Origin of the sequence: Afipia sp. DC4300-2b1, assembly GCF_049895725.1 — a bacterium.
In the GTDB taxonomy this organism is placed as follows: domain Bacteria; phylum Pseudomonadota; class Alphaproteobacteria; order Rhizobiales; family Xanthobacteraceae; genus Afipia; species Afipia broomeae.
Genome location: NZ_JAFCSX010000004.1, coordinates 574,998 through 601,990 on the forward strand (window position 1 = coordinate 574,998; position 26,993 = coordinate 601,990).

A 26,993-nucleotide genomic window follows, 5' to 3' on the forward strand; every position below is an offset into this window, starting at 1 on the left:
TGCACTATCCGAATACGTTCTGTCGGCCGGCCTTGGCCACTAAAGCGCCGACTTGCGGCAGCGTGGTTTCGATGTCCGCTTCGTACTTCAGGAGAACGTTCAGTGTTTCCTTGACGGTCTCGCTATCGAGTTCCGGCGCTTCCAGGAGGACGAGCACGCGCGCCCAGTCGATGGTTTCGCTGACCGACGGCAGCTTCTTCAGATCGAGTGTGCGAACCTCGTTGATGAAGCCGACAATCTGCTTGCGCAGGGATTGCGATATCCCCGGAACGCGGCTTTCGATGATCCGCTCTTCCAGCTTCTGATCGGGAAATCCAATGTGAAGATGAAGGCAGCGCCGCTTGAGAGCGTCGCCGAGGTCGCGTTCGCCGTTCGAGGTCAGAATCACGGTCGGCGGCACGATGGCCGAGATCGTTCCGAGTTCGGGAATGGTGATCTGGAAATCAGACAGGATCTCCAGAAGCAGAGCCTCGAACTCCGCGTCGGCCTTGTCGATTTCGTCGATCAGCAATACGCAGCCGTTGGTCTGCTGCAGCGCCTGCAACAGGGGGCGTGGTTCAACGAATTCGCGGGAGAAGAAGACGTCGCCAAAATCGTGCAAGCGGCTCAGGGCGGCGGGAAGCGTTTCAGCCCCGCCGAGGACTTCGCCGACCTTGTCTTTCAGGATCTGGGTATAGAGAAGCTGCTTGGCGTATTTCCACTCGTAGAGCGCCTTTGCCTCATCAAGGCCCTCATAACACTGCAAGCGGATCATCGAGAGGTTGCGCGAGGCGGCGAGAGCCTTGGCAAGCTCGGTTTTGCCGACACCGGCGGGGCCCTCGACAAGGATAGGCTTTTCAATTCGCTGCGCGAGAAAGACCGCGGTCGCAATCTGGCGGCTGGCGATATAGCCGGCCGAGGCGAGGCTGGTTTCGACGGCTTCGATGGAAGCCGCCGGCAGATGTTCCGTCACGATCGATATCTCCGGCTGTTGTCAGATCACCCTAAACCGGACGCCGCCGGTCAGCGAGGGCGTATCAGCGCATTGCTACGATGCTGCGCGGCTGGCGTCCATCTTGCTTGAGCAATTCATCGTAATATTTTGATAAAACTGAGCTATTTTGTTTTTGCGAAACAGAAAATTTGCGGGGTCGTATTCGCGTGGTCTGGTGGTGATACGCACCCTTCCGTGGCCGCGCCACATGGCCTAAGACGGCGCAACTTTTTCCCCTGACTCGTGTGCACATGATCCGTCTCGACAATATCAGCAAGCAGAATGGCCATCAGATTCTCTTCATCGAAGCCTCCGCAGCGCTTCAGAGGGGCGAAAAGGTTGGCCTCGTCGGTCCGAACGGGTCAGGCAAGACGACACTGTTCCGTATGATCACCGGCCAGGAGCTTCCTGATGAAGGTCAGGTGGCCGTCGATCGCGGTGTGACCATCGGCTACTTCAGTCAGGACGTCGGTGAGATGTCGGGCCGCAGCGCTGTGTCCGAGGTGATGGACGGGGCCGGGCCGGTCAGTTCCGTGGCTGCGGAGTTGAAAGAACTCGAGGCCGCCATGGCGGACCCCGACAAGGCGGACGAGATGGACGCCATTATCGAGCGCTATGGCGAGGTGCAGCACCGCTTCGAGGAACTGGACGGCTATGCACTGGAAGGTCGTGCGCGCGAGGTTCTCGCAGGCCTGAGTTTCAGTCAGGAGATGATGGATGGCGACGTCGGTGCGCTTTCGGGCGGCTGGAAAATGCGCGTGGCGCTCGCCCGTATTCTGCTGATGCGGCCCGATGCGATGCTGCTCGACGAACCGAGCAACCACCTGGATCTTGAGAGCCTTATCTGGCTGGAGGAATTCCTCAAAGGGTATGAGGGCATGCTGCTGATGACCTCGCATGATCGCGAATTCATGAACCGCATTGTGACCAAAGTGGTGGAAATTGACGGTGGCTCGCTGACGTCATATTCGGGCAACTACGAATTCTACGAGCAGCAGCGCGCACTTGCCGAAAAGCAGCAGCAGGCGCAGTTCGAGCGGCAGCAGGCGATGCTGGCCAAGGAGATCAAGTTCATCGAGCGGTTCAAGGCGCGCGCCTCGCATGCGGCTCAGGTGCAGAGCCGCGTCAAGAAGCTGGACAAGATCGAACGTGTCGAGCCGCCGAAGCGCCGCCAGACCGTGGCTTTCGAGTTTCTGCCGGCGCCGCGCTCCGGCGAAGACGTCGTAAGCTTGAAGAACGTGCACAAGGGCTATGGTAGCCGCAGCATCTATGAAGGGCTGGACTTCTCGGTACGGCGCAGGGAGCGCTGGTGCGTCATGGGCATCAATGGCGCGGGTAAATCCACGCTGTTGAAACTGGTGGCCGGCTCCACAGAGCCGGACAATGGAATGGTGAGTCTGGGCGGCAGCGTGAAGATGGGTTATTTCGCGCAGCACGCCATGGATCTGCTCGACGGCGAACGCACGGTATTCGAGGAGTTGGAGTATTCGTTTCCTCAGGCCGGGCAGGGTTCGCTGCGTGCGCTGGCCGGATGCTTTGGATTCTCCGGCGACGACGTTGAGAAAAGGTGTCGCGTTCTGTCAGGTGGCGAGAAGGCGCGGCTGGTGATGGCAAAGATGCTGTTCGATCCGCCGAACTTTCTCGTGCTGGACGAACCGACCAACCATCTCGACATGGCGACCAAGGAAATGCTGATCGAAGCGCTGTCGCAATATGAAGGCACCATGCTGTTCGTGTCGCATGACCGGCATTTCCTTGCGGCGTTGTCCAATCGGGTGCTTGAACTGACGCCTGAGGGCATCCACCAGTACGGCGGCGGCTATACGGAGTATGTGGCGCGCACCGGTCACGAGGCGCCCGGCCTGCGGACCTGAAAACTGCCGCTCTTACTTCTTCGTGGCACGCGCCAGAAACTGCACCAGCGCGTTGCGGTCTTCGGGCGACCCGATCAGTTGTTCCGGCATTTTTGTGCCCGGCGTATAGACCGCCGGGCCGACCTCGAACAGCTTCGACACTGTTTCCGGCGTCCAGACGATGTCGAGCTTTTTCAGCGGCTCTGAAAAATTGTAGCCCGGCAGCGTTGCGATCTTACGTCCGAAAATTCCTGATAACGTCGGACCAGCCTTGTTGCCTTGATCCGGTGCGAGCGTGTGACATGCCACGCAAGCCCGAAAAATTTCGGCCCCGCGGTCACCAGCGAAGGCGGCAAGCGGGTCGTTCGGATTCTCCTGAATCGTCGCTCCGATCGGCTCCCCGGTGCGTGCGTTCCAGCGCCTGATCACGCTGTCGGCGCCGCCGGTCAAAAGCGTGCCGTTGTCCGGCATGAACGCCACCGACCACACCGGAAGTCCAGGTCCGACAAGCCTGCGGGCGAGTGCGCGCGCTTTGCGATCGAGGATGGCGACCGAGCCCCGGACATCCGCTGCCGCGAGCAATGCACCATCTTTCGATGCTGCCATTGCAATCACCGGGATCGGCCCTGCGGCAGCTTCACCATCCGGTTTTCCCGCGCCGGTGAGGAAATAGATTTTCCCGTCTGCGCCGGCGGTGGCGATCTCGCCGTCACCGGACACGATCACCGCGTTCAGAGGAGCGGGCAGGGTCACAGTGGCTGGCGATGCCGTGCTGTCGAGGGGCCAGATGCGAACCGTGAGGTCGTAGCTGACACTGACAAGAGATTTGCCATCGGGGCTGAATGCGACGCCGTTGACGTTTTGCGTATGGCCCTCGAGCACGCGCGCTGTGCCGCCAGCGAGCGGCCAGAGTCGCACGGTGTGATCCCACGCTGCCGAAGCGAGGATTGCTCCATCCGGTGACAGCGCTAACGCGGCGATGGGGGCCGTGTGGCCTTCGAATACGCTGTCAGGCTGCTGTTTGCCCGGCGTCCAGATTGCAATGCGGCCATCAGCGCCCGCTGTTGCTGCGCGGCCATCCCTGAAGAGGGCGGTTGCATTGACGGCATCGGCGTGAAATCGCAGCACTTGTTCGGCAGCGTCGCGATCAAGCGACCAGCGAATCGCGCTGCCATCGAAGCTTCCGGACAGCAGTGTTCGTCCGTCGGATGAAATCGCAAGCGCCCGAACCGGACCGCCGTGGCCGCGTAACTGCGCGATGGCAGGAATCGCACCGATTGCCGCGGCGAGTACACTGACCGCGAGCAAAAGGCGAAACCGGTCCCTTATGTTGCGACGGTCAACGCCTTGCACCGGTGGTTCCTTCTCGGAAAGCCATTTTCATTCCTTGTCCAGAGAAGCATGAAAGTCCTGTCCAATAAAGTGCTGCCCAAGAGGCACTGCGTCAGCGCGTCACTGGCTGCAACGGAACAATGAGCACGGATGGGCGTTTGCCTTGTTCGGATACTTGATGTTTTCCGCTCACAGGAGCCTCAAAATGATTGACCGGATCACCGCAGCGATTCTTGTGGGCGTTCTCACAACGACGCCTGTCTTCGCACAGACGCCGGCACCGTCGGCTGACAAGCCGGAAACGAGTTGCAACACGGCCCCCGGCACAACGACGGGCAAGGCGGCGGATTCGTCGTCGACGAATTCCATGGCGATGGAGAAAAGCGCTATTCTGCCGTCCGCAGGAGGGCATGCCAATTCTGCTGCTCCAACTGTTCAAAGCGACGGCAAGCCGATGCAGGTGAGCCCGGATTGCCCGCCGGACACGAAAACGAAATAGCGGTGTAACTCACTCACGCAAAAAAGCGGACGGTCCCGGCGGGCGAAACGTCATAGCCGGTGAGATCGGTTGCGCGTTGTCGGAGCGGCTTTCTTGAAATAAAGCCGACCAAGGCTTGCAGCGCCGGCTTGAAGTAAGAGCGCTGCCGCATCACCAGATCGAAATTTTCCCAGAGCAACGGCACGAAATCGAGACCCGCTGATTTGGCGGCAGCCCGCGTCGCAATGCCGCAATCGGCTTCGCCCGCGCGGATCGCTGTTGCGAGATCGGGTCCGGTCAAGCAGGGGGGCTCGAGCCGGCGGAGGTCTTTCGGCTTCGCGCCATGCTTTTTCAGAAGAACTTCCAGCAGCATTTGAGCACCCGCACCGGGCTGCCGCACGGCCATGGTTGCACCGCGCGTGAGGACATCCGCGAGCCCTGAGAGGTTTTTCGGATTTCCCGGCTGGAGCAGAAGGCCCTGCTCACGCCGCACGAAACCGATCAGCACCGCATCGTGCAGGCCGGCCATGGCGCGCACTGCTGCGACGTTGGGATCTTCGCCTGAATCCTCATTGTCGCTGTGAAAATGAATTGCCGCGGCGATGGCTTGGCCCCGCAGGACGCGTCCGACGCCGCTTTCGGTCCCTTCAACAAGAGTGGCGAGACCGGAGCCGGATTCGCGCAGGCACCATTCCAGCAACGCGTCCTGGCTTCCGCCCATGATCAAAGGCGGCTGGGATGTGGCCATTCCGGCCGGCCGCATCAGGCCCGACAGCATCCAGCGGTCGAGTTCATCGCGCGGGAAAAGCCACTTCCCGGTGACCTTGGTGCAGGGGATCGCACCCTCGGCGACCAGCTCGTAGAGCTTGCGCTCGCCAAGGCGGAGGTAATCGGATGCCTCACTGGTCGTCAGCATTTCCATTCTGCGTTTATATGAATATTCCTGCATATTTTCAATTCATTGACACCATCGAAAAATATGCAGGACAACGCATAGGGAGGAAACGGAATGCTGGATGGGCTGAACGCCTGGCAATTGATCGTGAGCGGCGATGCAGCGTTGTTTGCCATCGTCAAACTGTCGCTCGCTGTCAGCCTTTCGGCCGTCGTGCTCGCGGCCTGCATTGGTTTGCCCCTCGGAGCCGTCCTCGCGCTCACGCACTTTCCGGGGCGCAATGCCATCGTGGTCCTTCTCAATGCCTTCATGGGCTTGCCGCCGGTGGTCGTGGGTCTTGTGGTCTATCTGCTTCTTTCGCGCTCCGGACCGCTCGGCGAGCTCGGCATTCTGTTCACGCCGTCCGCCATGGTGATTGCGCAGGCGATCCTGATCGTGCCGATCATCGCCGCACTTGCACGCCAGACCATTGAAGATCTTTGGACAGAATATCGCGACGAACTGTCGGCGATGGACGTCGGTCCGCTTGGCCGCATGACGACGCTGTTGTGGGACGCGCGCTTCAGTCTGCTGACCGCATTGCTCGCCGGCTTCGGCCGGGCCGCGGCAGAAGTGGGGGCCGTCATGATCGTCGGCGGCAACATCGACGGCTTCACCCGGACGATGACCACGGCGATCGCACTGGAGACATCGAAAGGAAACCTGCCGCTTGCATTGGGGCTCGGTTTGATTCTGGTCGCTCTGGTTTTTGCGATCAACGCCGCTGCGTGGGGCGCGCGGATCTGGTCCGAACGGCAGGCGGGGTGAGCATGCGCGCGCCGGTCACCGATCTGCCCGTGGTTTTCGATCGCGTCTCCGTTCGCGCAGGCGCGACGACCATTATCGATTGCCTGAGCCTGACGCTCGCATCCGGCGCGCCGACCGTGGTGGTGGGGCCGAACGGAGCAGGCAAGAGTACGTTGTTGCGGCTCTGCATGGGGCTTTCGGTGCAAACAGAAGGCGCGATCACCTGGGGCGGCCGCGCTGACGTCAAGCCGACACGGCGTGCGTTCGTGTTCCAGCGCCCGGTGATGTTGCGCCGGACTGCGGCCGCCAACATTGCGTATGGGCTGACACACGCGGACTACCCGAGCGAGAAAGTCGCCGCGCGCACGGCGGAACTGCTCGAACGCGTCGGTCTCGCTGAACTTGCCATGCGTCCCGCCCGCCGTTTGTCCGGCGGTGAACAGCAGCGGCTGGCTCTTGCCCGGGCGCTGGCGCGAGATCCCGAATTGCTTCTGCTCGACGAGCCGACCGCCAGCCTCGATCCGGCGGCAACCCGCAGCGTCGAGGAGATTGTCCGCGCTGCCGCGCAATCCGGAATCAAGATCGTCATGGCATCGCACGATCTGGGCCAGGTGCGGCGGCTTGCCGGCGATGTCGTTTTCATGGTGCGCGGCACCGTTCGCGAACAGGCACCTGCCGAAGACTTTCTCAGGAACCCGTCGACACCGGAAGCTGCGGCTTTCGTACGCGGCGATCTCGTCGTTTGAACACTAAAAGGACAGGTTATGACACATCGATATGCTTATGCTCTCGTCGTCTCGCTGCTTGCCGCCGCGCTTGCGACGCCAGTCTCCGCCCAGGACAAGTCCATCGTCGTCGCCTCGACGACATCGACGCAGGATTCCGGTCTGTTCGGTTACATCCTGCCTTTGTTCAAAGCCAAGACTGGCATTGATGTGAAGGTGATTGCGCAGGGCACCGGACAGGCGCTCGATACGGCGCGGCGCGGCGACGCCGACGTTGTCTTCGTGCATGCCAAGGCGCAGGAAGAAAAATTCGTCAGCGAAGGGCAGGGCGTGAAGCGCTTCGATGTCATGTATAATGACTTTGTCCTGATCGGCCCGAAAACCGATCCTGCAGGCGTCAAGGGCAGGGACATTGTCGTTGCGTTGAAAACCATTCAGGAAAAGGCCGCTCCGTTCGTTTCGCGCGGCGACAAGTCAGGCACCCATTCGGCCGAGCTTGCCTTGTGGAAGCAGTCCGGAGTCGATCTCGAAACCGCCAAGGGTCCGTGGTACCGCGAGATCGGGCAGGGCATGGGCGCCGCGCTCAACACCGCGGGTGCGATGAATGCCTACGTCGTTTCCGATCGTGGGACCTGGCTGTCGTTCAAGAACCCCGGCGATCTCGCGATTGTGGTCGAAGGCGACAGGCGGCTGTTCAACCAGTACGGCGTTATTCTTGTGAATCCTGAAAAACACCCCACGGTAAAGAAGGATCTCGGCCAGAGCTTCATCGACTGGCTGATCTCGCCTGAGGGACAAGCGGCGATCGCCGCCTATCAGGTCAATGGCAAGCAACTGTTCTTCCCGAACGCTGAAAAGAAGGCCTCCTGACGGCGTGTCTGAGCAGGACCATGCGGTGGTTGCTAAGCCGCCGCCAGATGGTCCACCATCAGGCATGATTCAGACACAGCGTTTGACGGCGGCGCTCACGCCACTCGATGTTGCGCTCAGGTTGCTGTGCAGCGACCTGAAGCCCGTTGATGCCATTGAAGTGCCGCTGAAGGAGGCGATCGGCTGTGTCGCAGCAGAGATTCCGCTGTTGAAAGCGGAATTGCCCGCTTTCAATACGGCAATCGCTGACGGATGGGCGTTGCGCGCGCACGACATTGTGGGCGCATCGTCCTATTCGCCGTTGCAGCTTGCAAAGTCGCCGCGCTGGGTCGAGGCCGGGGAACGTCTCCCGGACAATTGCGATTGCGTGCTGGATGCCGATCTGGTCGAGCAGGCTGGGCCGTTGTGTCAGGTTGTGGCCGAAGCCGTACCCGGTCAGGGAGTCCGCCGCGCCGGAGATGATCTTGCGCCGGGACGATCGATTGTTGAAGCGGGCCGGATTGTCGGCTCACTCGATGTGCTTGCTGCCCGCGCGGCTGGACTTGCGCACGTGGCGGTTCGATCTCCGCAAGTTCGCGTGATCGATGTGCAGGCGGCGGACAGCAGCACAGCGTCGTCACAATTTATTTTCGATTTCGCGAAAGCCGCAGGCGCTCGCGTGACGATGTCGAAAACCAACGGACGCGACGCGGCGTCGATAGTCGCCGCGGTTGGCGTGGAGACTTGCGATCTGCTGTTAACCGTCGGCGGCACAGGCGGCGGCCGGACGGATGCGACAATCCACGCCATCAAGGAATGCGGCATGCTGTTGGCGTATGGACTAGCACTCCAGCCGGGACGCACGGCGGCCGTTGGTAAAATCGGCGCAACGCCGGTGGTCGCGCTGCCGGGCTTGCCCGATCAGGCACTGGGCGCTTGCCTTGCGCTGGTTCAACCGGTGCTGGACATGCTGACCGCACGACTGCCGCGGCAGGAAATGGTACGCCCCCTTGCGCGCAAGATTTCTTCCGCTATCGGTGTTGCCGAAATCGTGCTGCTGAAAATGTCGGATCAGGTCTGGATGCCGCTTGCGGCAGGACAGCTTTCGCTCGATGCCATTATCAGTGCCGACGCCTGGCTCGCCGTGGCGGGAAACAGCGAGGGTCATGCCGCCGGAATGCCGGTCGGCGCGCTTTCCCTTCGCGAAGTGTCATGAGTTAAGTGAAATGAACAAGTCAGGTCCAGCTTCAAGCCGCGATGGCGCGGATCAGGATCAGTTTCTCACGATCCTGTCGCGTGAGGAAGCGCTCGCGCGATTCGAGGCTGCGCTGTTTCCGCGCGATCTTGCGGTCGAGGAACGCGCGCTTTCGGATGCGCTCGGTCTGGCTTTGGCGAGCGATGTGGTGGCCGCCATGGACGTGCCGCCGTTCGACCGTTCCAACGTTGACGGGTTTGCCGTTCGTTCCGCCGATCTGGAGGCTGCAGGCGAGGCGTCGCCGGTTCACCTGCGGCTGAACGATGAGACAATTGCCTGCGGCACTGCGCCGGAATTGCCGGTGGTGCAAGGCTCCGCAACGCCGATTGCCACAGGCGGTCCCATTCCGCGCGGCGCAGATGCCGTGGTGATGATCGAGCATACGCAGCCGCTGCGCAATGACGCGATCGAGATCCGGCGTGCTGTCTCGCCGGGGCAGTTCGTGTCCTATGCCGGCTCCGATATCGCGCGCGGCGAGATTTTGCTGCGCGCGGGCACGCTGGTGGGCTCGCGCGAGATCGGCATGCTCGCCGCATCGGGTATCGCGCGTGTTTTGGTAACGAAGAAACCGCGCGTTGCGATCATTTCAACCGGCGACGAACTCGTTCAACCTGGCCTCCCGCTGCGTCCGGCTGCGATCTACGACACCAACGGCGCGATCGTTGCGGCTGCGGTTTCGGAAGATGGCGGCGACGCTGTCTTTCTCGGCGCGTTCCCGGACGACGAGGATAGGCTCGAAGCTGTAATGCGCGAGGCGCTGGCAACCAGCGACATGCTGCTTCTGTCCGGAGGAACCTCGAAAGGCGAGGGCGACGTGTCCCATCGCATTGTCGCGCGGCTCGGCAAACCGGGCATCGTCGCGCATGGCGTTGCGCTGAAGCCGGGAAAGCCGCTGTGCCTCGCAGTGTGCGATGGCAAGCCGGTCGTGATCCTGCCGGGATTTCCGACGTCGGCGATGTTCACATTTCACGACATGATCGTGCCGGTGTTGCGCCGCCTCGCGGGACTTCCGCCGCGCAACGATGCGCGTGTGACGGCAAAGGTGCCGGTGCGCATCGCATCGGAGCTTGGCCGCACCGAATTCGTCATGGTGTCCTTGGTCGAGGGGGATGAGGGATTGATTGCCTATCCGTCAGGCAAGGGTTCCGGCGCGATCACGTCGTTTGCGCAGGCCGACGGATTCCTGAAGATCGATGCGCTCGCGGACCAGATGCCGGCAGGAACCGACACCGAGGTGATGCTGTTCACACCGCATGTCCGTGTGCCTGATCTGGTGATTGTCGGCAGCCATTGCACCGGGCTTGATGTCGTCACAGCTCCGCTGGCGCGCGCCGGACTATCTGTCCGTTCGATCTCGGTGGGAAGCCTCGGCGGATTGGCCGCGGCGCGGCGCGGCGAATGCGATCTCGCCCCGATCCATCTCTTTGATGAGAAAACCGACACATACAACACGCCGTTTCTTGTCCCCGGTCTTGAACTCGTGCCGGGCTACCGGCGCATGCAAGGCATTGTGTTCCGTGCGGGAGACGAACGCTTCGAAGGTCTCAGTGCGGAGGATGCTGTGCTTGCTGCGCTGAAAGACCCGTCGTGTTTGATGGTCAACCGCAATCAGGGCGCGGGCACGCGCATTCTGATCGATCGTTTGCTCGATGGTGTGAAACCGGATGGCTACTGGAACCAGCCGCGCTCGCACAATGCCGTCGCGGCGGCGGTGGCGCAGAAGCGTGCCGACTGGGGCATGACCATTGCGCCGGTCGCGCGCGCCGCCGGGCTGGGCTTTATTCCGTTTGCCGAGGAGCACTACGACTTTGCACTTGTGACTGCGCGAAAGCCGCGGCCCGCCGTACGGGCTTTTCTGGACTCGCTCATATCGCCGGAAACGCGTGCAGCGCTGGAGCGGGCGGGATTCCGTCCGGCATAGTAGGTCCAGGTCAAGCGCCGTCGAGTGCCGCGAGTTGCTCGGCCTCTACGACGTCCCCGACGGTGTTGGCGTTGAAGAACGGATCGATCGGCTTGTCCGGCCAGGTCACTGTCGCCAGCTTGTAGCGGGCGGTCCAGCGATCGATCTTGCGCATGTCTTCCACCACCAGCGCGTGCCGCAGGTCGCCGCGCAGGGCGACGTTCCAAAGTCCGATCACCGGATGGGTCTGATCGCCGGAAGCTGCGACCGCAAGCTGGGCGTCTTCCGCGATCCGCGCACGTTGCAATCGCGCAACCAGATCACGCGGCAGAAACGGACAGTCTGTCGCTGCGCTGAGGACCCATTCGACATCCGGCCTGTGTTCGGCCGCCCAGTCGAGCGCCGTCAGGACGCCGGCGAGCGGACCTGCAAATCCTTCAACGGTGTCTGCGACGACAGGAAGCCCGAACGCCGCGAAGCGGGCAGGGTCGCCATTGGCGTTGAGAATGAGCTCGTCGCATTGCGGCGCAAGCCGCGCGATCACGCGCTCGAGGATGGTGCGGCCGCCGATGGTTTTCATCGGCTTGTCGCCGCCGCCCATGCGCCGCGCCAGCCCGCCTGCGAGAAGAACACCGACTGTCGACGGCCGGTCCTCAGTCATCGTCGCTGCCCTTGCGCCGGTGCCGCGCGGATTCCTCGGCGACAAATTGCAGGCTTTGGTCGAAGACGATCCGCTCCTGTCCGGACAGTGCGATGAATCGCTTGCCTTTGGTCCGCCCGATCAGCGTTAAGCCGACCTGCCGCGCCAGTTCGACGCCCCACGCTGTGAAACCGGAGCGTGACACCAGAATGGGAATGCCCATTCGCACGGTCTTGATCACCATCTCGGAGGTGAGGCGCCCGGTGGTGTACATGATCTTGTCGGCAGCATCGACCTTGTGCCGCCAGGCCCAGCCCGCGATCTTGTCGACCGCGTTATGCCGTCCGACATCTTCCATGTAGCAGATCGGTTCGCCTTCCTTGCACAGCACGCAGCCGTGGATGGCGCCGGCTTCGAGATAGAGCGAGGGCGCGGTGTTGACCGCATGGGTCATCTGATAGAGCCATGATGTGCGCAATTCCGCCTTGGGCAGGACCGCGCCCTCGATGGCTTCCATCAGATCGCCGAAGGCGGTGCCCTGTGCGCAGCCGGAGGTGAGCGTTTTCTTCTTCAGCTTCTCTTCAAAGTTGGTCCCGCGCTCGGTGTAGACGACCACGACCTGGAGATCGTCGTCGTAGACCACCTCGGTCACGACATCGTCGGGTTTCAGCATGTTCTGGTTGAGGAGATAACCGAGCGCGAGATATTCAGGATAGTCGTTGATCGTCATCATGGTGACGATCTCCTGCGAATTGAGGTAGAGGGTTAGCGGCCGCTCGACCGGTACGCCGATCTCAACAGGCGCGCCGGTCTGGTCGATCCCCGTGACGCGCTCGGTGAGGCGCGGGTTCTTCGGGTCCGGCATCACGCGCGGGACCGGCTGGTCCTTTCTCGCATTTGTCGACCTGGCTTGAACTGTTTCCGTCATGGCTTACTCGATCACGATACGCGGCGCGGGTCTGACCGCGGCGCCGGTGGTGATGGACGTCCAGAGCTGGCGTGCGATGCCGATATAGTGCTTCGCATGAACGCCTTCCGGGTCGGTGGCAACGACCGGACGGCCTTCATCTGATGTCTGGCGTATCGCCATGTCCAGCGGGATTTCGCCGAGAAAGGGGATGCCGCGCTTTTCCGCGTCAAGCCGCGCTCCGCCGTGGCCGAAGATCGGCGTGACATGGTTGCAGGTCGGACAGCAGAAGCTCGCCATGTTCTCGATCAGGCCCAATATCGGGATGTTGACCTTCTTGAACATCTCGATGCCGCGGCGTGCATCGATCAAAGCGATATCTTGCGGCGTTGAAACGATAACCGCACCCGCCAGCGGTGTCTGTTGAGCCATCGTGAGTTGTACGTCGCCGGTACCCGGCGGAAGATCGACGACGAGAATGTCGAGATCGTTCCACGCGACCTCGCGCAGCATCTGCGTGATGGCCGAAATCACCATCGGCCCGCGCCAGACCATGGCGTTGTCTTCCTCGACCAGAAATCCGATCGACATGACTTTAACCCCGAAGCGCTCCAGCGGCTCCAGCATGCGCGGACCGAGCAGACGCGGTTTGCCGCGCAGGCCGAACAGCTTCTGTTGCGACGGGCCATAGATATCGGCGTCGAGAATACCGACTTTCAGTCCGAGCGCCGCGAATCCGAGTGCGAGGTTGCACGAGGTCGTGGATTTGCCGACGCCGCCCTTGCCGGAGGCCACGGCAACGACGTGCTTCACGCCGGGAATGCCCGCGGCCTTCGATGTCGCGGGTGGGTTGGGGGTGGCATGGGTAACTGACAAATTCGATCTCCCGACCGATCGCGCTCGCGGTGCGCCCGGTTCATTGCGATCCGAAAGGATCGTTCTTCTTATTTTCCCGCGCGCGCAGATAATCCTCGGTGGACATCACGGGCGGCCGTTGCGGTGCGGCGTGGGGATCGAAACTTTCATTGACGACAGCCTCGACCCGGCAGTCCGCGCACATCTTGATGACGTCGAGCCGCCGCGCGTTGGCGCCTTCGAACATCCAGTGCTTTTCCTGCAACTTCGACAGCACGCGCTCGATCGAGCTCCTGGTGCCGAACGGCGTGCCGCACGCGATGCAATGGAAGGGTTCTTCTTCCTTCAGCACACGCAGCGGTGCATTCCAGGCCTGGAAATCGAGCCTCGGCTCCAGCGTGATCACATTCTCGGGGCAGGTCGCTTCGCATAGCCCGCACTGAACGCAGAGGCTTTCGGTAAAACGTAACATCGCCCGGTCGGGATTGTCGGAAAGCGCGTTGGTCGGGCAGGCGGTGACGCAGGCATGGCAGAGCGTGCAGCCTTCCACATTCAACTTAACGGTGCCGAATGGCGCGCCGGCCGCGAGCGGAACGACATCGACTGGAGCAGGGGCCGCGAGATGCAGTTCCCGGAACATGGTTTCCAGCACGCCGCGCTTGGCGCCGCGCGGAATGAGGCTCGCGGGATTCGAGGAAGCAACGCCACGCGGCATCGCGTCGAGCATCGCGCGCAACTGATCGGGATCGTCGGTTTCCAGAATACGGACAAGGCCGTCGCCGAAGCCGAGCGCAGCGGCGATCGTCCCTGACATATCGGCCGCGCGCCGCAGTCCGGCCGTTTCGTGCCTTGGCTGTGCGCGCATCAGCAGCGCGGCGCCTGTGCCGCCATAGGCGAAGACCGCAGCGAGGGATTCCGGTCCGAGTTGCGTGACTTCGTTGACGCGAACCGGGAGCACGTTGGCCGGCAAGCCGTCGCCAAATCGCGCCAACGCGTCGATCAACGGTTCGCCGTGGTCGCCGTCATGAAAGAGCACGACCGCCTGTTCGCCACCCGCCTTGCGATAGGTTTGCAGCAATGTGCGCAAGCGGCGCATCAGCGCATCGGCGCTTGGCAGGGAATAGGATGCCGCTCCGGTCGGGCAGGCCGATGCGCATGACCCGCAGCCGGCGCATATGTTGGGATCGATCGCGACGGCATTCCCGTTCGGTGTGATCGCGCCGGTTGGGCACAGATCGAGGCAGCGCGTGCAGCCTGTGATGTTGGAGCGCGAATGCGCGCAGAGTGATTCTTCGAAGTGTATGAAGCGCGGTTTGTCGAACGTGCCGACAAGGTTGCCGGCTTCCGCAATCGCGCGCTCGACGGCGGCGCGGTCGCGCGGATCCGCGCGCAGATAGCCGGGCCGCAGTTCGTGCGCCGGAAACAGCGGCAGGCCACCGCTGAGATCGAGAATCAGGTCGCAGGCCGACGTTGCGCCATCGCGCGAAGCGCCGAACACGAGCTTGCTTCGTGAGGAAGGTGCCGGCAAAGCGTAATCGTCGATGGCGAGTTCGAAGTTGCCGAGATATCCGCGCGCATTGCGGATCGTGCCTTTCAGCACCGGAAACTCATTGACCGCACGCGGCGTGATTTCGCCGGGTTTGGTGAGAATGACGGTGATGTCGAGCCGGTCAGCAAGACGCCTGGCCGCGTCGATGGCAACGTCATCATGGCCATAGATCAGCGCGACACCGCCGCTTTCCAGTGTGACCAGCGAAATCGGCGGCATTTCTTCAGAAGCAGCGGCGATCAGCGCCGCGGCTTTCGGCCCAGCCGCCGCAGCATCCTTCGACCATCCGCCGGTTTCGCGGATGTTCACGAAGGTAAGGGGAATGTCGGGAAAGTCCTCAGCGGCTTCCTTGAACAGCGGCGCTTCCTGCGTACACGCGACCGTGATCGCTTGGCCTTCCGCGAGCGCCGCCTTGAACTGGGCGAGGTCCAGACCGCAGAGCTGGTTGGCCTGTGTCATGTGCGCCCCGCATCCGCGTCCGATTGCCTGCGCATCGAGCGGCATGCTCTTTTCGCAACTGCAAACCAGAAGGCGGGACTTTGCGCTGTTCATGATCTGCAACCTTGACCCTTGGCGTCTGCTCAGAGTGGCTATTTCAACCATATGGTGCCGTGGTAACGGCTCGCGCAAGCGCCCGGCCGCTTGACCGGAATAGCATAGACTGCCCAAATACAAAGAGCTTAGGGAAATTTTCTACGATGATGGTTTCGCGTCACGCGCAAGCGGAACAGCCGCTCGATCTGCCTCCGGGGTACACGCTCGTATCGCTTCGCGAGTATGGCGACGCGTTTGCGCACGGCTGCACTATTGCAGCCGAAGCCGGCGCGGGAACATTGGTCTGGGTCCGGCGCTACGACCTGGTCGAGTTCGCCGTCATTCTCGAGCCGGACCAGCCGTTAACATCGGCACGCCGCGCTTTCTTTGCCGGCATGAATGCGATCGGGGACGCTATCGCGGTGCATTGCCCGCCGGAGCGGGAGGTACAGTTCACCTGGCCGGACACGATCCTGTTCGACGGCGGTGTGCTGGGTGGCGGGCGGCTTGGCTGGCCGAAGGACTGCCGCGAGGATGAAATTCCGGAGTGGCTTGTGTTCGGCGTCATTCTGCGCGCCGCAGACATGGCGCATGTCGAGGAAACCGTTGCGGCAGGCGGCGTTGCCCTGCTCAACGAAGGGTTCGAAATGGTCGAGACCGAGGCGATCGTCGGCAGTTTCGCTCGCCATTTCATGGCGGCGTTCGACCGGTGGAACGAGCGGGGTTTCGAGCCGATTGCGCGCGATTATCTGGAGCGGCTTACGCCGCACGCGGCCGGCCAGAGGCGCGGAATCGACGTCAATGGCGATCTGCTTCTCAGTACCTCCGCGAAAAATCCGCCAGAGCGCGACAGCCTGCTCGATGGGCTGGCCAGGGTCGCATGGTATGATCCCGAATACCGCGCCCCGAAACTTGGGTGAGGCGGACATGCTGAAACTGCCGCGCACGATCAGGCTCGATCCCTCGGACACATTCGTGTTCGAGCGTGCCGCCGAGCCCGGCGAATGGGCAGTATCCGGTGCGTTCGTATTCTGGGACAGCGATCCCGCGACCCTCGGACAGAAACAACGGGTTGCTCTGCGGTCCGGTTTTCTCGGAATCGAGAGTCTGGGCTGGTCGACGCTTGCGGTCGTGATCGAGGCATCCGAGGCCGAGCGGCAAGGCGTGATCGATCGGCTTGCGGAGCAATTGATGGCGAAGTTCGGCGCACCGAACATCGAGGCCGCGCGCTCTGCCGCTGAAGAAGAAGTCGCGTTTGCGGCTTCGCTGTGTGACCACGAGCCACAAACGTTGCTGGCGGTCGCCCGGAGCGTTGAGAATGGAGAAATCCGCGAGCGCTTTCGGACGTTAAAGCCGCGCGCGGCCGAACCGGGCGGGGATCGATTGCACAGCCATGCACGCGCCTTTACCTTTCATGAGGTCGAAGGCGACGAACCCGCCGAGGAAGTCGATCTTCTTGGGCTCACAAAGACGGACCGGACATGAGAGAATTCTGGGTTGCTTCAGGCCATCATCTTACGCGCCGGGCCGATCATGGCGGTCTGATTGCGACGCCGGAATTGATCATGGCGTATCTGGCTCGGCCGGAACTAATGCCGCCCGACGATGCCTGCGACGCTGAACGTGATCTGCACGCGAGTCTGCTCGCGGACCCACTTCGCCCAGTATCGAAAGCCGACATTGCGGCGCTCGCCGACGCTGATGCGCGCGAAAACTGGACGTTCATGACGGCGTTTCGCGATCGGCTGATGGCGGCGCCATCGCTCGAGGCCGTGTATGTGGCACTCGCGCGTAAGGGTGCCGGCGATCTGCCGCCGATCTTTCTCTCGCAACTGTGTCACCTGATCCTGCGCAACGCCCTTGAAGGCTGCGACGATCCGTATGTGCTGCGCGCGGCCGAATTGTTCTATCGAAGTCAGAAAGCCACGGTTCACAATGGCGCGCTGCTGCTTGCTGATGCCGAAGTCGTTGAGGCGCAGCATCATGCACAGCATGATCTTCACACCTCTCCGTTGACCGCCATGCTCCAGCCGCAGGCGTTCGGCGAGATGGACGTCATGGATGACGAAAATGCCTGGACCTATTGGTCGCGATCTGACGCGCATGCGATGGTTATGAATCTTGGCGGCAATCCGAAAGCGCGTGATGCGCTCTGCCGGGTGATCGAACGCTGGATCGCCCATCTTCTGGGTGTCGCTGTGAAGGTGGAGCCTGTCGCCTCGATCGAAGATCGCGACTGGCGCTGGTTCGTCGGGCTCGACAGCGAGGGAACCCGGATCGGTAACGCGCTGTGGAATGGCGATGCGCCCGGCGCAGATGCCGCCGAGCGGATCGTGGCGCTGATGCGTATGACATTTGAGGATTCGCGGTTCGTGGATGAACGCGTCGGCAACAAGCCGGTTTATCTCATTCTGGCGATGGGCGCGGACAAGGTGGTGCGCCTGAAGCCGCAGAACCTTGTTGCGGGATTGCCGCTTGCGCCAGCGGCGAATGTTGCGTGATTCACCGGTAACGGGAGGTTCAGATATGACCGAAGCGTCCCGTGAAGTCGGCGTGGTCTTGCGTCGCCGCGCGATCGACAATCCATGGATCGACCATATGTGGTCGCCCGTCTCCATTCTTGAGACTGTGCCCGCGACCGCGCCCTGGACGGTGTTGTCGCAGGAGGCCGATGCGACGCTATACTACGCTGGGGCTGCATTTATCGATCTGTTCAGCGCAGAGACGGCCAATTACCGAGACAATCTTGTCGATGGGTCGCCGCAGATATGGGTCGCGCTGCGGCGTCAGGACGGCGGACCGGAACTCGAATTGACCAAGGTCACCGCCGATCCGACTGAAGGTGAGGCGATGTTCGAAAGTGGCACGGACGTGATCGGCACCGTACCGATGCCACCGGATATCGCTGCGTGGATCGCGGCTTTCGTCGATGAGTTTCACGTCGAGCAGGTGTTCCACAAGCGTAAACGTGATCAGGCAAATGTTAATCGCAGGCGCGGCGGCGATCCATCCGGGGAGCGGAAAGGCGGCGCATGAGTAAGAACGAGAAGGATACCGAGAAGAGTTTCCTTTCACGCTGGTCGCAACGCAAACAGGATGCGAAGCAGCCAGAGACTGATGGCACCGCTGAAGGATCGGCCGAAGAGGGCGATGCTGCACCCGCGCCAGTTGTTGAAGGCGATGCCGAGGAGTTTGATCTCTCAAGCTTGCCGAAGCTGGAAGAGATTACGGAAACCACCGATATAACCGGCTTCCTGCGCAAGGGTGTGCCCGAAAGTTTGCGAAACGCAGCCTTGCGAAAATCCTGGGCGCTGGATCCCGCGATCCGCAATTATGTCAATCCGGCGCTGGACTATGCGTATGACTGGAACACGCCGGGCGGTGTGCCGGGAAACAGCGAGATCGCGGCCGGCACTGATATTGCAAAAATGGTTTTGCAGATCATGGGCGAGGAATCATCCAGCGCTCAGCAATCGTCGGATAGCCTGCCTCATAGTGACGCACCCGCCGCTGCGAGCGATGATTCGGGTATTGCGCTGCAAAATTCAGAAGCGGATCTACCACTCCAACAGGTGAGAGTGTCTGACCCGTCCTCGACCACAACGCCTGTTGCCGCTGATTTCAAGCAAACTGAGCAGGACCGGATTGAGGTTGCGCAAGCTGTCGACGAAACCAGATCTAATGCGTCGCAACATCAGGTGCGGCGGCATGGTTCTGCAAAACCAAGGATTTAGACAAAAGTTTTTGAGGCATAGGACGAACCTATGGTACTAGTTGGAACTAGAATAATTCCAGACCAGATGCCTGATTTTAAGGCACGGCGGGGGGAACTCGGTTCGTACCATGCGGGACTCGGGACTAGAGCAGGCCATAAAGGCAGCAGGCGGCGTCGCCTCCCTGGCGAGGGCCATTGGAATTGCACAGCCTTCGGTTTCGGCTTGGTCGCGTATTCCGGCTGAGAGAGTCTTGGCCGTTGAGTCTCTGACACAGGTCCCCCGTTTCGTTCTCCGCCCCGACCTCTACGGATCAGCCGGGGAGCATATGCCAGCGAAATCAGACATCGACGAAATCGATCAACTTCGCGCCGCGGAGTACGGCTTGCTGTCGCTGCTGCTGGGCAAAGCGCCGACCGCAGACATATTGTCCAAGGTCGCGATGCTCAAAGGCGACGCGTCCGATCTCGGCATGGCGCATATCGAACTCGCCGCCGCGGCGGCGCAGTTCGACGAGCGCGTGGTCGCCAAGGAATTTTTCGATCTGTTCATCGGACTGGGGCGAGGGGAACTGCTGCCCTACGCCTCTTATTATCTGACGGGCTTCCTGCACGAGCGGCCGCTCGCGCGCGTCCGTGAAGATTTCGACGTCCTCGGAATTGAGCGCGCTGGACCGGCGCGCGAGCCGGAAGATCACATCGCAATTCTGCTCGAGGTCATGGCTGGTCTTGCGCGCGGCGACTTCGATACGGACTTCGCAGCGCAGGCGCGGTTCTTCGAGCGGCATCTGAAGCCCTGGGCCGCGCGGATGTTCGCCGATCTCGAGATTTCGCAATCGGTCAAGTTCTATCGCGCTGTCGGGCGCGTCGGCCGCATCTTCATGGAACTGGAATCACAGGCTTTCACACTGTCCGAGTGACGTGAGAGCTGAACTGGAAAATTGACTGGAAGGAGACCGCGATGAGCAAACCGTCCAAGAGCAAGGCATCTCCAGAGGCGCCGCAGGATGCGAAGGGTCTAGATCGTCGCCGCTTCTTCATGATGGGCGGATCCGTCGTCGCTGCGGCCGCGACTGCTGTGCCGCTGGCAACCGAGGCGGAGGCGGACGAGTCGCAGGCCGAGCGCGTCAAGGCTCGTTACAAGGCCGATTCGCCGGACGTCAAAAACTACTATCGCGTCAACCGTTATTGATGGAAGCACGCACATGCTGATCAAGAGAAAAGAAGGAATCGCCGGCCGTGCACGCTTGCAGGGCATTGCCGCGGGCCTCGCATCCGGTGTTCTCGATCGCCGAACCTTCCTGCGCCGCTCAGGACTCGTTGCGGGCGCCGGCGCAGCTATCGGATTGATGCCACTCGGATCGGTGCGCAAGGCGCAGGCCGGACCGAAAATCGTCGGTGCGCCGACGGAGGTCAAAAAGAACATCTGCACGCATTGTTCGGTCGGATGCACGGTCATCGCGGAAGTGCAGAACGGCGTTTGGGTCGGTCAGGAGCCAGGTTGGGATAGTCCGATCAATCGCGGATCGCACTGCGCAAAGGGCGCGTCGGTGCGCGAACTGGTGCACGGCGATCGCCGCCTGAAGTATCCGATGAAGCTGGTCAACGGCGAGTGGCAGAAGATCGAATGGGATCAGGCCATCAACGAGATCGGCGACAAGATGCTCGAGATCCGCGCCAAGTCCGGCGCCGACTCGGTCTACCTGCTTGGATCGGCGAAGTTCTCCAACGAAGGCGGCTATCTGTTCCGCAAGTTCGCGGCGTTCTGGGGCACCAATTCGATCGATCACCAGGCGCGCATCTGTCACTCAACCACGGTCGCGGGTGTTGCAAACACCTGGGGCTACGGCGCGATGACGAACTCCTACAATGACATCCGCAACTCGAAGACCATCGTCTTCATGGGATCGAATGCCGCCGAAGCGCATCCGGTTTCGCTTCAGCACATTCTGACGGGCAAGGAAATCAACCGTGCCAACGTCTTCGTGCTCGATCCGCGCTTCACGCGCACGGCTGCGCACGCGACCGAGTACGTGCGCTTCCGCTCCGGCACCGACATCGCGGTGATCTGGGGCATGCTGCACCACATCTTCAACAACGGCTGGGAAGACAAGCAGTTTATCGCCCAGCGCGTTTACGGCATGGATCAGATTCGTGCCGAAGTCGCCAAATGGACGCCGGAAGAAGTCGAGCGCGTCAGCGGTATTCCCGGCGAGCAATTGAAGAAGGTCGCCGAGACATTCGCCAAACAGAAGCCTGCCACATTCATCTGGTGCATGGGCGGCACGCAGCACACCGTCGGGACCGCCAACGTCCGCGCCTACTGCAATCTTTTGCTCGCGACCGGCAACGTCGGCTCTTACGGGACCGGCGCAAACATCTTCCGCGGCCACTGCAACGTGCAGGGCGCGACCGATATCGGCCTCGATATCACGTCGTTGCCGCTCTATTATGGTCTCGTCGAAGGTGCATGGAAGCATTGGGCCCGCGTCTGGGAAGTCGATTATGATTACTTGCAGGCGCGTTTCGACGAAGTGCCGGCAAAGGCGGGCCGTCCGGCCCGCACGCGCAAGCAGAACATGGAATTGCCGGGCATTCCGTGGACCCGCTGGTTCGATGCGACGCTTGCCAAGCCGGATGACGTCGATCAGCGCGACACCGTGAAGGGTGTGTTCATCATGGGTCATGGTGGCAACACCATCCCCCGCATGACCGAAATGGTGAAGGGCCTTGAAGCGCTCGAATTGCTCGTGGTCGCCGATCCGCATCCGACGACGTTCGCCGCGATCTCGGAACGCAAGAACGGCACCTACCTGCTGCCGGCCTGTAGCCAGTTCGAGACATCAGGCTCGCGCACGGCATCCAATCGTTCGCTGCAGTGGGGTGAGCAGATCGTCAAGCCGATCTTCGAGTCGAAGGATGACTACGAGATTATCTATCGGGTTTCGAAGAAGCTCGGCTTCGCCGATCTGATGTTCAAGAACATCAAGGTGGAAAACAATCGTCCGGTTCCTGAAGATATTCTGCGCGAAATCAATCGTGGCGGTTTCTCGACCGGTTATTCCGGCCAGTCGCCGGAACGGCTGAAAGCGCACATGAAGAACCAGGGCAAATTCGACCTGGTCACGCTGCGCGCCAAGAAAGACGAGCCCGAAGTCGGCGGCGACTATTACGGGCTGCCGTGGCCGTGCTGGGGCACGCCCCAGATCAAGCACCCGGGAACGCATACTCTCTACAACACGAACCTTCACGTGAAGGATGGTGGCGGCACATTCCGTGCGCGCTTCGGTGTGGTGTACGAGGAGAAGCAACCCGATGGTTCGGTGAAGAACGTCAATCTTCTGGCCGAAGGCTCCTATAGCCTGGGCTCGGAGTTGACCGATGGTTATCCCGAATTCACCTATGGCGTGCTGAAGAAGCTCGGCTGGGACAAGGATCTCACCGAGGCCGAACTCGCCACCATCAACAAGATCGGCGGCAACAATCCGGACGGTGTGGGCTGGGCGGTTGACCTGTCCGGCGGCATCATCCGCGTCACGCTGGAGCATGGCGTGATGGCCTATGGCAACGGCAAGGCCCGCGCGGTGGCGTGGAATCTGCCGGACCCGGTGCCGGTTCACCGCGAACCGATCTACACGGCGCGGCCGGAACTGGTGGCGAAGTATCCGACGCGGCCCGACGGGCGTCAGTTCCGCATGGCCAACCTCGGCTTCTCGATTCAGAAGGCGGCAGTGGACAAGGGACTTGCCAAGCAATTCCCGATCATCCTCACCTCCGGACGCCTCGTGGAATACGAAGGCGGCGGCGAAGAAACGCGGTCGAACCGCTGGCTCGCCGAATTGCAGCAGGACATGTTCGTCGAAGTGAACACGTCCGACGCGGCCGAGCGTGGCATCAAGGACGGCGGTTGGGTCTGGGTTACCGGACCGGAAAACGGGTCGAAGGCGCGCATGAAGGCGCTCGTCACAGATCGCGTCGGCAAGGGCGTGGCGTTCATGCCCTTCCACTTCTCCGGCTGGTTCCAGGGCGTCGATCAGCGCTCGAAATATCCGAAGGGTGCGGATCCGATCGTGCTCGGCGAGAGCGTGAACACGATCACATCGTACGGCTACGACCCGGTCACAGGTATGCACGAGGGCAAGGTGACCCTGTGCCAGATTCAAACGGCGTGAGAGGAGAATAAACGATGGCTCGCGTCAAATTTCTTTGTGATGCCGACCGCTGCATCGAGTGCAACGCATGCGTGACCGCCTGCAAGAACGAGCATGAAGTGCCTTGGGGCATCAATCGCCGGCGCGTCGTCACCATCAATGACGGCAAACCCGGCGAGCGCTCGGTTTCCATGGCCTGCATGCATTGCACCGACGCACCTTGCGCCGCGGTCTGCCCGGTGTCGTGCTTCTACACCACGGCAGACGGCGTGGTGCTCCACTCGAAGGATCTCTGCATCGGTTGCGGATATTGCTTCTATGCGTGCCCGTTCGGCGCGCCTCAGTATCCAAAGGTCGGAAACTTCGGCTCGCGCGGCAAGATGGACAAGTGCACCTACTGTGCGGGTGGTCCGGAAGCCGATAACTCGCCGGCCGAATATGCCAAATACGGCGCCAACCGTCTTGCCCAGGGCAAGCTGCCGATTTGCGCCGAGATGTGCTCGACCAAATCGTTGCTGGCCGGCGATGGTGCCATCATTGCCGAGATCTACAAGGAACGCGTGATGAAGCGCGGCTACGGTTCGGGCATGTGGGGCTGGAAGACAGCCTATAGCGACTCGCCGACAGGCTAGGGCGCAGTCCCGAAGGCCCCAGCGGCCTTCGGACAACGTGTCCGAAGTTGTTCTTGATTGAAAACTGGAAGGTCGTGCTGATGTCGATCTCGCTCTCAACCCTTAAGGCCGTATGTGCCGCCGTCGCGGTGCTGTTTGTGCTGGCTCAGCCAGCCGCCGCGCAGCTATCGTTCAAGCCCACCGCCGACGCTGTGCATGAAGACCAGCTTCTCAAGGCGCTGAAGGAAGGCGACAAAATTACCGGGCGGATCACCATTCCTGATCCGATGGCAAGGAGTCTGATTCAGCCCGCCGGAAAGGATTGGCGGGATTTCCAGCGCCACACGCTTCCCGTTATTGGCGGCGTTGCCATCCTCGGCATGCTCGCGCTGCTCACGATCTTTCTCATGGTGCGCGGCCGCATCCGCGTGGAGCATGGATTGTCCGGCATCAAGATTCTTCGCTTTGCGAGCTTCGAACGGTTCACCCATTGGCTGACGGCGAGCTGCTTTATCATTCTGGCGCTGTCGGGCCTGAATATCAGCTTCGGCCGCATACTGATCCTTCCGATATTCGGAGCGGAAGCATTCTCCACGCTGACCGCGTGGGGCAAGATCGCGCATAACTATCTCGCATTCCCGTTCATGCTTGGCCTCGTGATCATGTTCCTGATCTGGGTGAAGGATAACATCCCGGGGAAGCTCGATCTCGTGTGGATCAGGAAGGGCGGGGGCATGCTCAAGAACGGCGAGCACCCGCCGGCAAAGCGCTTCAATGCCGGCCAGAAGGGCATCTTCTGGATGGTCATTATCGGCGGCTTGCTGATGTCGGTATCGGGCTGGTTTATGCTGTTTCCGTACATCCCCGCTAATGTGACTGCATTGCAGTTCTGGACGGTGATTCATGCGATCATCGCCGTGTTGTTCATCGCGGGCATTATGGCGCACATTTACATCGGCACGGTCGGTATGGAAGGCGCGTTCGACGCTATGGGCACCGGCGAGGTGGACCTCAACTGGGCCAAGGAGCATCACTCGCTCTGGGTTGAGGAAGAACAGGCCAAGGGCCGCGCCCCTGACACCGGCAGCCCACGGGCCATGCCGGCCGAATAATTCCGTCTATCGATAAGGCTCATACCTATATAAAGGACTGTCCGGCGTGGCCGGGCAGTCCTTTTGAGTTTCGGAGCAGGGTATGAAGGTGATTGGTCTTTCGGGATGGAGCGGTGCGGGCAAGACGACCCTGCTGACCCGCTTGATTCCACACCTTATTGCTGAGGGCCTGCGTGTCTCGACAATGAAGCACGCCCATAGCAACTTCGACGTCGATATTCCCGGCAAGGATTCGTGGCAGCACCGGCAGGCAGGTGCAACCGAAGTGCTGATTTCCTCGGGCCGCCGCTGGGCATTGATGCATGAGCTGCGGGGCGCGCCCGAGCCGCCACTGGCTGAGTTGCTGTCCAAAATGTCACGCGTTGATTTGCTGATCGTCGAAGGCTTCAAGGCTGACCGGCATCCCAAGATCGAAGTGCATCGCGCCGCGAATGGCAAACCGCTGATGTTTCCCAAAGACCCGACTATCGTCGGCATCGCAGCCGATATCGCGGTAAATACGGCTCTGCCGTCCGCGCATCTCGATGACATTCCGGCTGTCTCGCGCATCATGCGGGCGGCCGCGGTGCGGATCGAGGATGTGCTCGCCCATGAGGCTGCGGGAGCCTGATCGCCGATGGCACAACTCTCGGACGACTGCTTCGCGTTCGGCGGCCCGATGATGTCGGTCGATGAGGCTGTCTCGACGATCGCGAGTCGCGTCGAGGCCGTGGCAGACACCGAATGGGTCGATCTGAGTGAGGCCGACGGCCGAATTCTCAGCTCCGACATTAAAGCGCCGTTGGCGCTGCCGCCGTTCACCAATTCCGCCGTCGATGGCTATGCCGTGCGCAGCGCCGATTTGCCGCGCGACAAGGAGCGATCGTTTCCGGTGTCCGGCCGCATCCAGGCTGGATCGTCAATCTCAGGCGCACTAGCAGTGGGACAGGCAATCCGGATTTTCACCGGCGCGCCGATGCCCGCGGGTGCGGACACTGTGTTCATGCAGGAAGATGTGCGTCTCGACCAGTCGGGCAAGGTTGTGCTGCCGCCGGGCCTCAAGGCTGGAGCGAACGTGCGGCCTGTGGGCGAGGATATCGCCGAAGGTCATGCCGCGTTGCCGGCGGGCCGGCGGCTGCGTCCCCAGGACATCGCACTCATCGCAGCGTTTGGATTGACGCGCGTCGAGGTGAGGCGGCGGCTGCGGGTCGCTGTGTTTTCGACCGGCAACGAAGTGGTTTCGCCCGGTGCTCCGCGCGCCGGCGCGCAGTTGTTCGACTCCAACCGCTTCATGCTGACTGCGCTGCTGAAGCGGCTCGGCTGCGAGGTCAGCGATCTTGGCATTCTGCGCGACGACCGCGCGTCTCTTGCCGCAGCGTTGAAAGACGCTTCAAGCCGTCACGACCTGATCCTGACCTCGGGCGGCGTGTCCACGGGGGAGGAGGATCACGTCAAGGCCGCGGTCGAGAGCGTCGGTACGCTGGTGCTGTGGCGGATGGCGATCAAGCCGGGGCGCCCGGTTGCGATGGGGGTCATCGGCGGCACGCCGTTTATCGGATTGCCGGGGAATCCCGTGGCGAGCTTTGTGACGTTTACTTACGTCGTTCGTCCGACAGTTCTGGCACTTGCCGGAACAGCACAGAAAAGTCCGGTGCCGATGCCCGTGCGCTCTGCCTTTACCTACGCCAAGAAAACCGGACGCCGGGAATATGTCCGGGTCAGCCTGCGCATGGCGGACGATGGCGTCCTCGAAGCGGTGAAATTTCCGCGTGAAGGAGCGGGGCTACTTTCGTCGCTGGTCGATACCGATGGGCTCGTTCAACTCGGCGAAGAGGTCACGTCAATAAAGCCCGGCCAGACGGTGGGTTTTCTGGATTACGGGAGTCTGATTTAGGCG

At 61.6% G+C, this 26,993-nt stretch carries 25 protein-coding genes and 1 pseudogene; 19 read left to right on the forward strand and 7 right to left on the reverse strand.

Annotated features, from left to right (window positions below; translation table 11 throughout):
* Window positions 1-4 precede the first annotated feature (4 nt).
* Entirely contained in the window at window positions 5-952 is a 948-nt protein-coding gene (locus ACP7AL_RS19145; RefSeq protein WP_425993515.1) for an AAA family ATPase, read from the reverse strand.
* Between the two features lie 272 nt (window positions 953-1,224).
* Between ACP7AL_RS19145 and ACP7AL_RS19150 the strand changes: the two genes are divergently transcribed.
* The gene (locus tag ACP7AL_RS19150; RefSeq protein ID WP_425993516.1) at window positions 1,225-2,847 is read left to right on the forward strand and encodes an ABC-F family ATP-binding cassette domain-containing protein; all 1,623 of its coding nucleotides are present in this window, start codon (window positions 1,225-1,227) and stop codon (window positions 2,845-2,847) included.
* Window positions 2,848-2,859: 12 nt separating this feature from the next.
* Here ACP7AL_RS19150 and ACP7AL_RS19155 read toward each other — a convergent pair whose 3' ends face one another.
* Window positions 2,860-4,134: a c-type cytochrome gene (locus ACP7AL_RS19155; RefSeq protein WP_425993606.1), complete on the reverse strand. Its 1,275-nt coding sequence runs from the start codon at window positions 4,132-4,134 to the stop codon at window positions 2,860-2,862.
* A 229-nt stretch (window positions 4,135-4,363) separates the two neighbouring features.
* Here ACP7AL_RS19155 and ACP7AL_RS19160 point away from each other — a divergent pair, with 229 nt between their 5' ends.
* Entirely contained in the window at window positions 4,364-4,657 is a 294-nt protein-coding gene (locus ACP7AL_RS19160; protein ID WP_425993517.1) for a hypothetical protein, read from the forward strand.
* Window positions 4,658-4,670: 13 nt separating this feature from the next.
* Here ACP7AL_RS19160 and ACP7AL_RS19165 read toward each other — a convergent pair whose 3' ends face one another.
* Window positions 4,671-5,558 (reverse strand): substrate-binding domain-containing protein, encoded by an 888-nt coding sequence (locus ACP7AL_RS19165; RefSeq protein ID WP_425993518.1) that lies wholly within the window; start codon window positions 5,556-5,558, stop codon window positions 4,671-4,673.
* Between the two features lie 87 nt (window positions 5,559-5,645).
* Between ACP7AL_RS19165 and ACP7AL_RS19170 the strand changes: the two genes are divergently transcribed.
* From ACP7AL_RS19170 to ACP7AL_RS19190, 5 genes are all read left to right on the forward strand, one after another.
* A complete protein-coding gene (locus tag ACP7AL_RS19170; RefSeq protein WP_006019882.1) occupies window positions 5,646-6,338 on the forward strand; it encodes an ABC transporter permease in 693 nt (230 codons plus the stop codon).
* Window positions 6,339-6,340: 2 nt separating this feature from the next.
* Complete coding sequence (locus ACP7AL_RS19175) at window positions 6,341-7,063, forward strand: energy-coupling factor ABC transporter ATP-binding protein (protein ID WP_425993519.1); 723 nt, start codon at window positions 6,341-6,343, stop codon at window positions 7,061-7,063.
* Between the two features lie 18 nt (window positions 7,064-7,081).
* Complete coding sequence (locus tag ACP7AL_RS19180) at window positions 7,082-7,912, forward strand: extracellular solute-binding protein (RefSeq protein ID WP_425993520.1); 831 nt, start codon at window positions 7,082-7,084, stop codon at window positions 7,910-7,912.
* 64 nt (window positions 7,913-7,976) lie between these two features.
* Complete coding sequence (locus ACP7AL_RS19185) at window positions 7,977-9,107, forward strand: molybdopterin-binding protein (protein WP_425993521.1); 1,131 nt, start codon at window positions 7,977-7,979, stop codon at window positions 9,105-9,107.
* Window positions 9,108-9,117: 10 nt separating this feature from the next.
* Window positions 9,118-11,067 carry a molybdopterin biosynthesis protein gene (locus tag ACP7AL_RS19190; protein WP_425993522.1) on the forward strand — a complete coding sequence of 650 codons (1,950 nt, stop codon included), beginning with the start codon at window positions 9,118-9,120 and terminating at the stop codon, window positions 11,065-11,067.
* A 10-nt stretch (window positions 11,068-11,077) separates the two neighbouring features.
* On the opposite strand, the gene mobA is transcribed toward ACP7AL_RS19190, so the two are convergent.
* The 4 genes and pseudogenes from mobA to ACP7AL_RS19210 all read right to left on the reverse strand — a co-directional run bounded on the left by mobA (window position 11,078) and on the right by ACP7AL_RS19210 (window position 15,549).
* A complete protein-coding gene (gene mobA / locus ACP7AL_RS19195) occupies window positions 11,078-11,707 on the reverse strand; it encodes a molybdenum cofactor guanylyltransferase MobA (RefSeq protein WP_425993523.1) in 630 nt (209 codons plus the stop codon).
* Complete coding sequence (locus tag ACP7AL_RS19200; RefSeq protein ID WP_425993524.1) at window positions 11,700-12,614, reverse strand: formate dehydrogenase accessory sulfurtransferase FdhD; 915 nt, start codon at window positions 12,612-12,614, stop codon at window positions 11,700-11,702. The genes mobA and ACP7AL_RS19200 overlap by 8 nt, the downstream gene beginning before the upstream one ends.
* A 3-nt stretch (window positions 12,615-12,617) precedes the next feature.
* Window positions 12,618-13,532, reverse strand: a pseudogene (locus ACP7AL_RS19205) (Mrp/NBP35 family ATP-binding protein); the annotation flags it as partial.
* Window positions 13,510-15,549 (reverse strand): 4Fe-4S binding protein, encoded by a 2,040-nt coding sequence (locus ACP7AL_RS19210; RefSeq protein ID WP_425993525.1) that lies wholly within the window; start codon window positions 15,547-15,549, stop codon window positions 13,510-13,512. The pseudogene ACP7AL_RS19205 and the gene ACP7AL_RS19210, both read right to left, overlap by 23 nt.
* Window positions 15,550-15,695: 146 nt before the next feature.
* Here ACP7AL_RS19210 and ACP7AL_RS19215 point away from each other — a divergent pair, with 146 nt between their 5' ends.
* From ACP7AL_RS19215 to glp, 12 genes are all read left to right on the forward strand, one after another.
* Window positions 15,696-16,451 carry a biotin/lipoate--protein ligase family protein gene (locus ACP7AL_RS19215; RefSeq protein ID WP_425993526.1) on the forward strand — a complete coding sequence of 252 codons (756 nt, stop codon included), beginning with the start codon at window positions 15,696-15,698 and terminating at the stop codon, window positions 16,449-16,451.
* 7 nt (window positions 16,452-16,458) lie between these two features.
* A complete protein-coding gene (locus tag ACP7AL_RS19220) occupies window positions 16,459-17,016 on the forward strand; it encodes a DUF6505 family protein (RefSeq protein WP_425993527.1) in 558 nt (185 codons plus the stop codon).
* Complete coding sequence (locus ACP7AL_RS19225) at window positions 17,013-18,032, forward strand: DUF6352 family protein (protein ID WP_425993528.1); 1,020 nt, start codon at window positions 17,013-17,015, stop codon at window positions 18,030-18,032. Before ACP7AL_RS19220 ends, ACP7AL_RS19225 begins: the two co-directional genes overlap by 4 nt.
* Before the next feature lie 25 nt (window positions 18,033-18,057).
* Window positions 18,058-18,567: a DUF3305 domain-containing protein gene (locus ACP7AL_RS19230; protein WP_006019894.1), complete on the forward strand. Its 510-nt coding sequence runs from the start codon at window positions 18,058-18,060 to the stop codon at window positions 18,565-18,567.
* Window positions 18,564-19,265 carry a DUF3306 domain-containing protein gene (locus ACP7AL_RS19235; protein WP_425993529.1) on the forward strand — a complete coding sequence of 234 codons (702 nt, stop codon included), beginning with the start codon at window positions 18,564-18,566 and terminating at the stop codon, window positions 19,263-19,265. The genes ACP7AL_RS19230 and ACP7AL_RS19235 overlap by 4 nt, the downstream gene beginning before the upstream one ends.
* Window positions 19,266-19,374: 109 nt before the next feature.
* Window positions 19,375-20,163, forward strand: coding sequence for a Cro/CI family transcriptional regulator (locus tag ACP7AL_RS19240; RefSeq protein WP_425993530.1), 789 nt, complete (start codon window positions 19,375-19,377; stop codon window positions 20,161-20,163).
* A gap of 41 nt (window positions 20,164-20,204) precedes the next feature.
* Window positions 20,205-20,435: a hypothetical protein gene (locus tag ACP7AL_RS19245; protein WP_006019897.1), complete on the forward strand. Its 231-nt coding sequence runs from the start codon at window positions 20,205-20,207 to the stop codon at window positions 20,433-20,435.
* Window positions 20,436-20,448: 13 nt separating this feature from the next.
* Window positions 20,449-23,415, forward strand: a complete 2,967-nt coding sequence (locus ACP7AL_RS19250) for a formate dehydrogenase subunit alpha (RefSeq protein ID WP_425993531.1) — start codon at window positions 20,449-20,451, stop codon at window positions 23,413-23,415.
* A 14-nt stretch (window positions 23,416-23,429) separates the two neighbouring features.
* The gene (gene fdh3B / locus ACP7AL_RS19255; protein WP_006019899.1) at window positions 23,430-24,026 is read left to right on the forward strand and encodes a formate dehydrogenase FDH3 subunit beta; all 597 of its coding nucleotides are present in this window, start codon (window positions 23,430-23,432) and stop codon (window positions 24,024-24,026) included.
* A gap of 80 nt (window positions 24,027-24,106) precedes the next feature.
* The gene (locus ACP7AL_RS19260) at window positions 24,107-25,117 is read left to right on the forward strand and encodes a formate dehydrogenase subunit gamma (RefSeq protein ID WP_024920989.1); all 1,011 of its coding nucleotides are present in this window, start codon (window positions 24,107-24,109) and stop codon (window positions 25,115-25,117) included.
* A gap of 82 nt (window positions 25,118-25,199) precedes the next feature.
* Window positions 25,200-25,727, forward strand: coding sequence for a molybdopterin-guanine dinucleotide biosynthesis protein B (gene mobB / locus ACP7AL_RS19265; RefSeq protein WP_006019901.1), 528 nt, complete (start codon window positions 25,200-25,202; stop codon window positions 25,725-25,727).
* Between the two features lie 6 nt (window positions 25,728-25,733).
* Window positions 25,734-26,990 (forward strand): gephyrin-like molybdotransferase Glp, encoded by a 1,257-nt coding sequence (gene glp / locus ACP7AL_RS19270; RefSeq protein WP_425993532.1) that lies wholly within the window; start codon window positions 25,734-25,736, stop codon window positions 26,988-26,990.
* Window positions 26,991-26,993 lie beyond the last annotated feature (3 nt).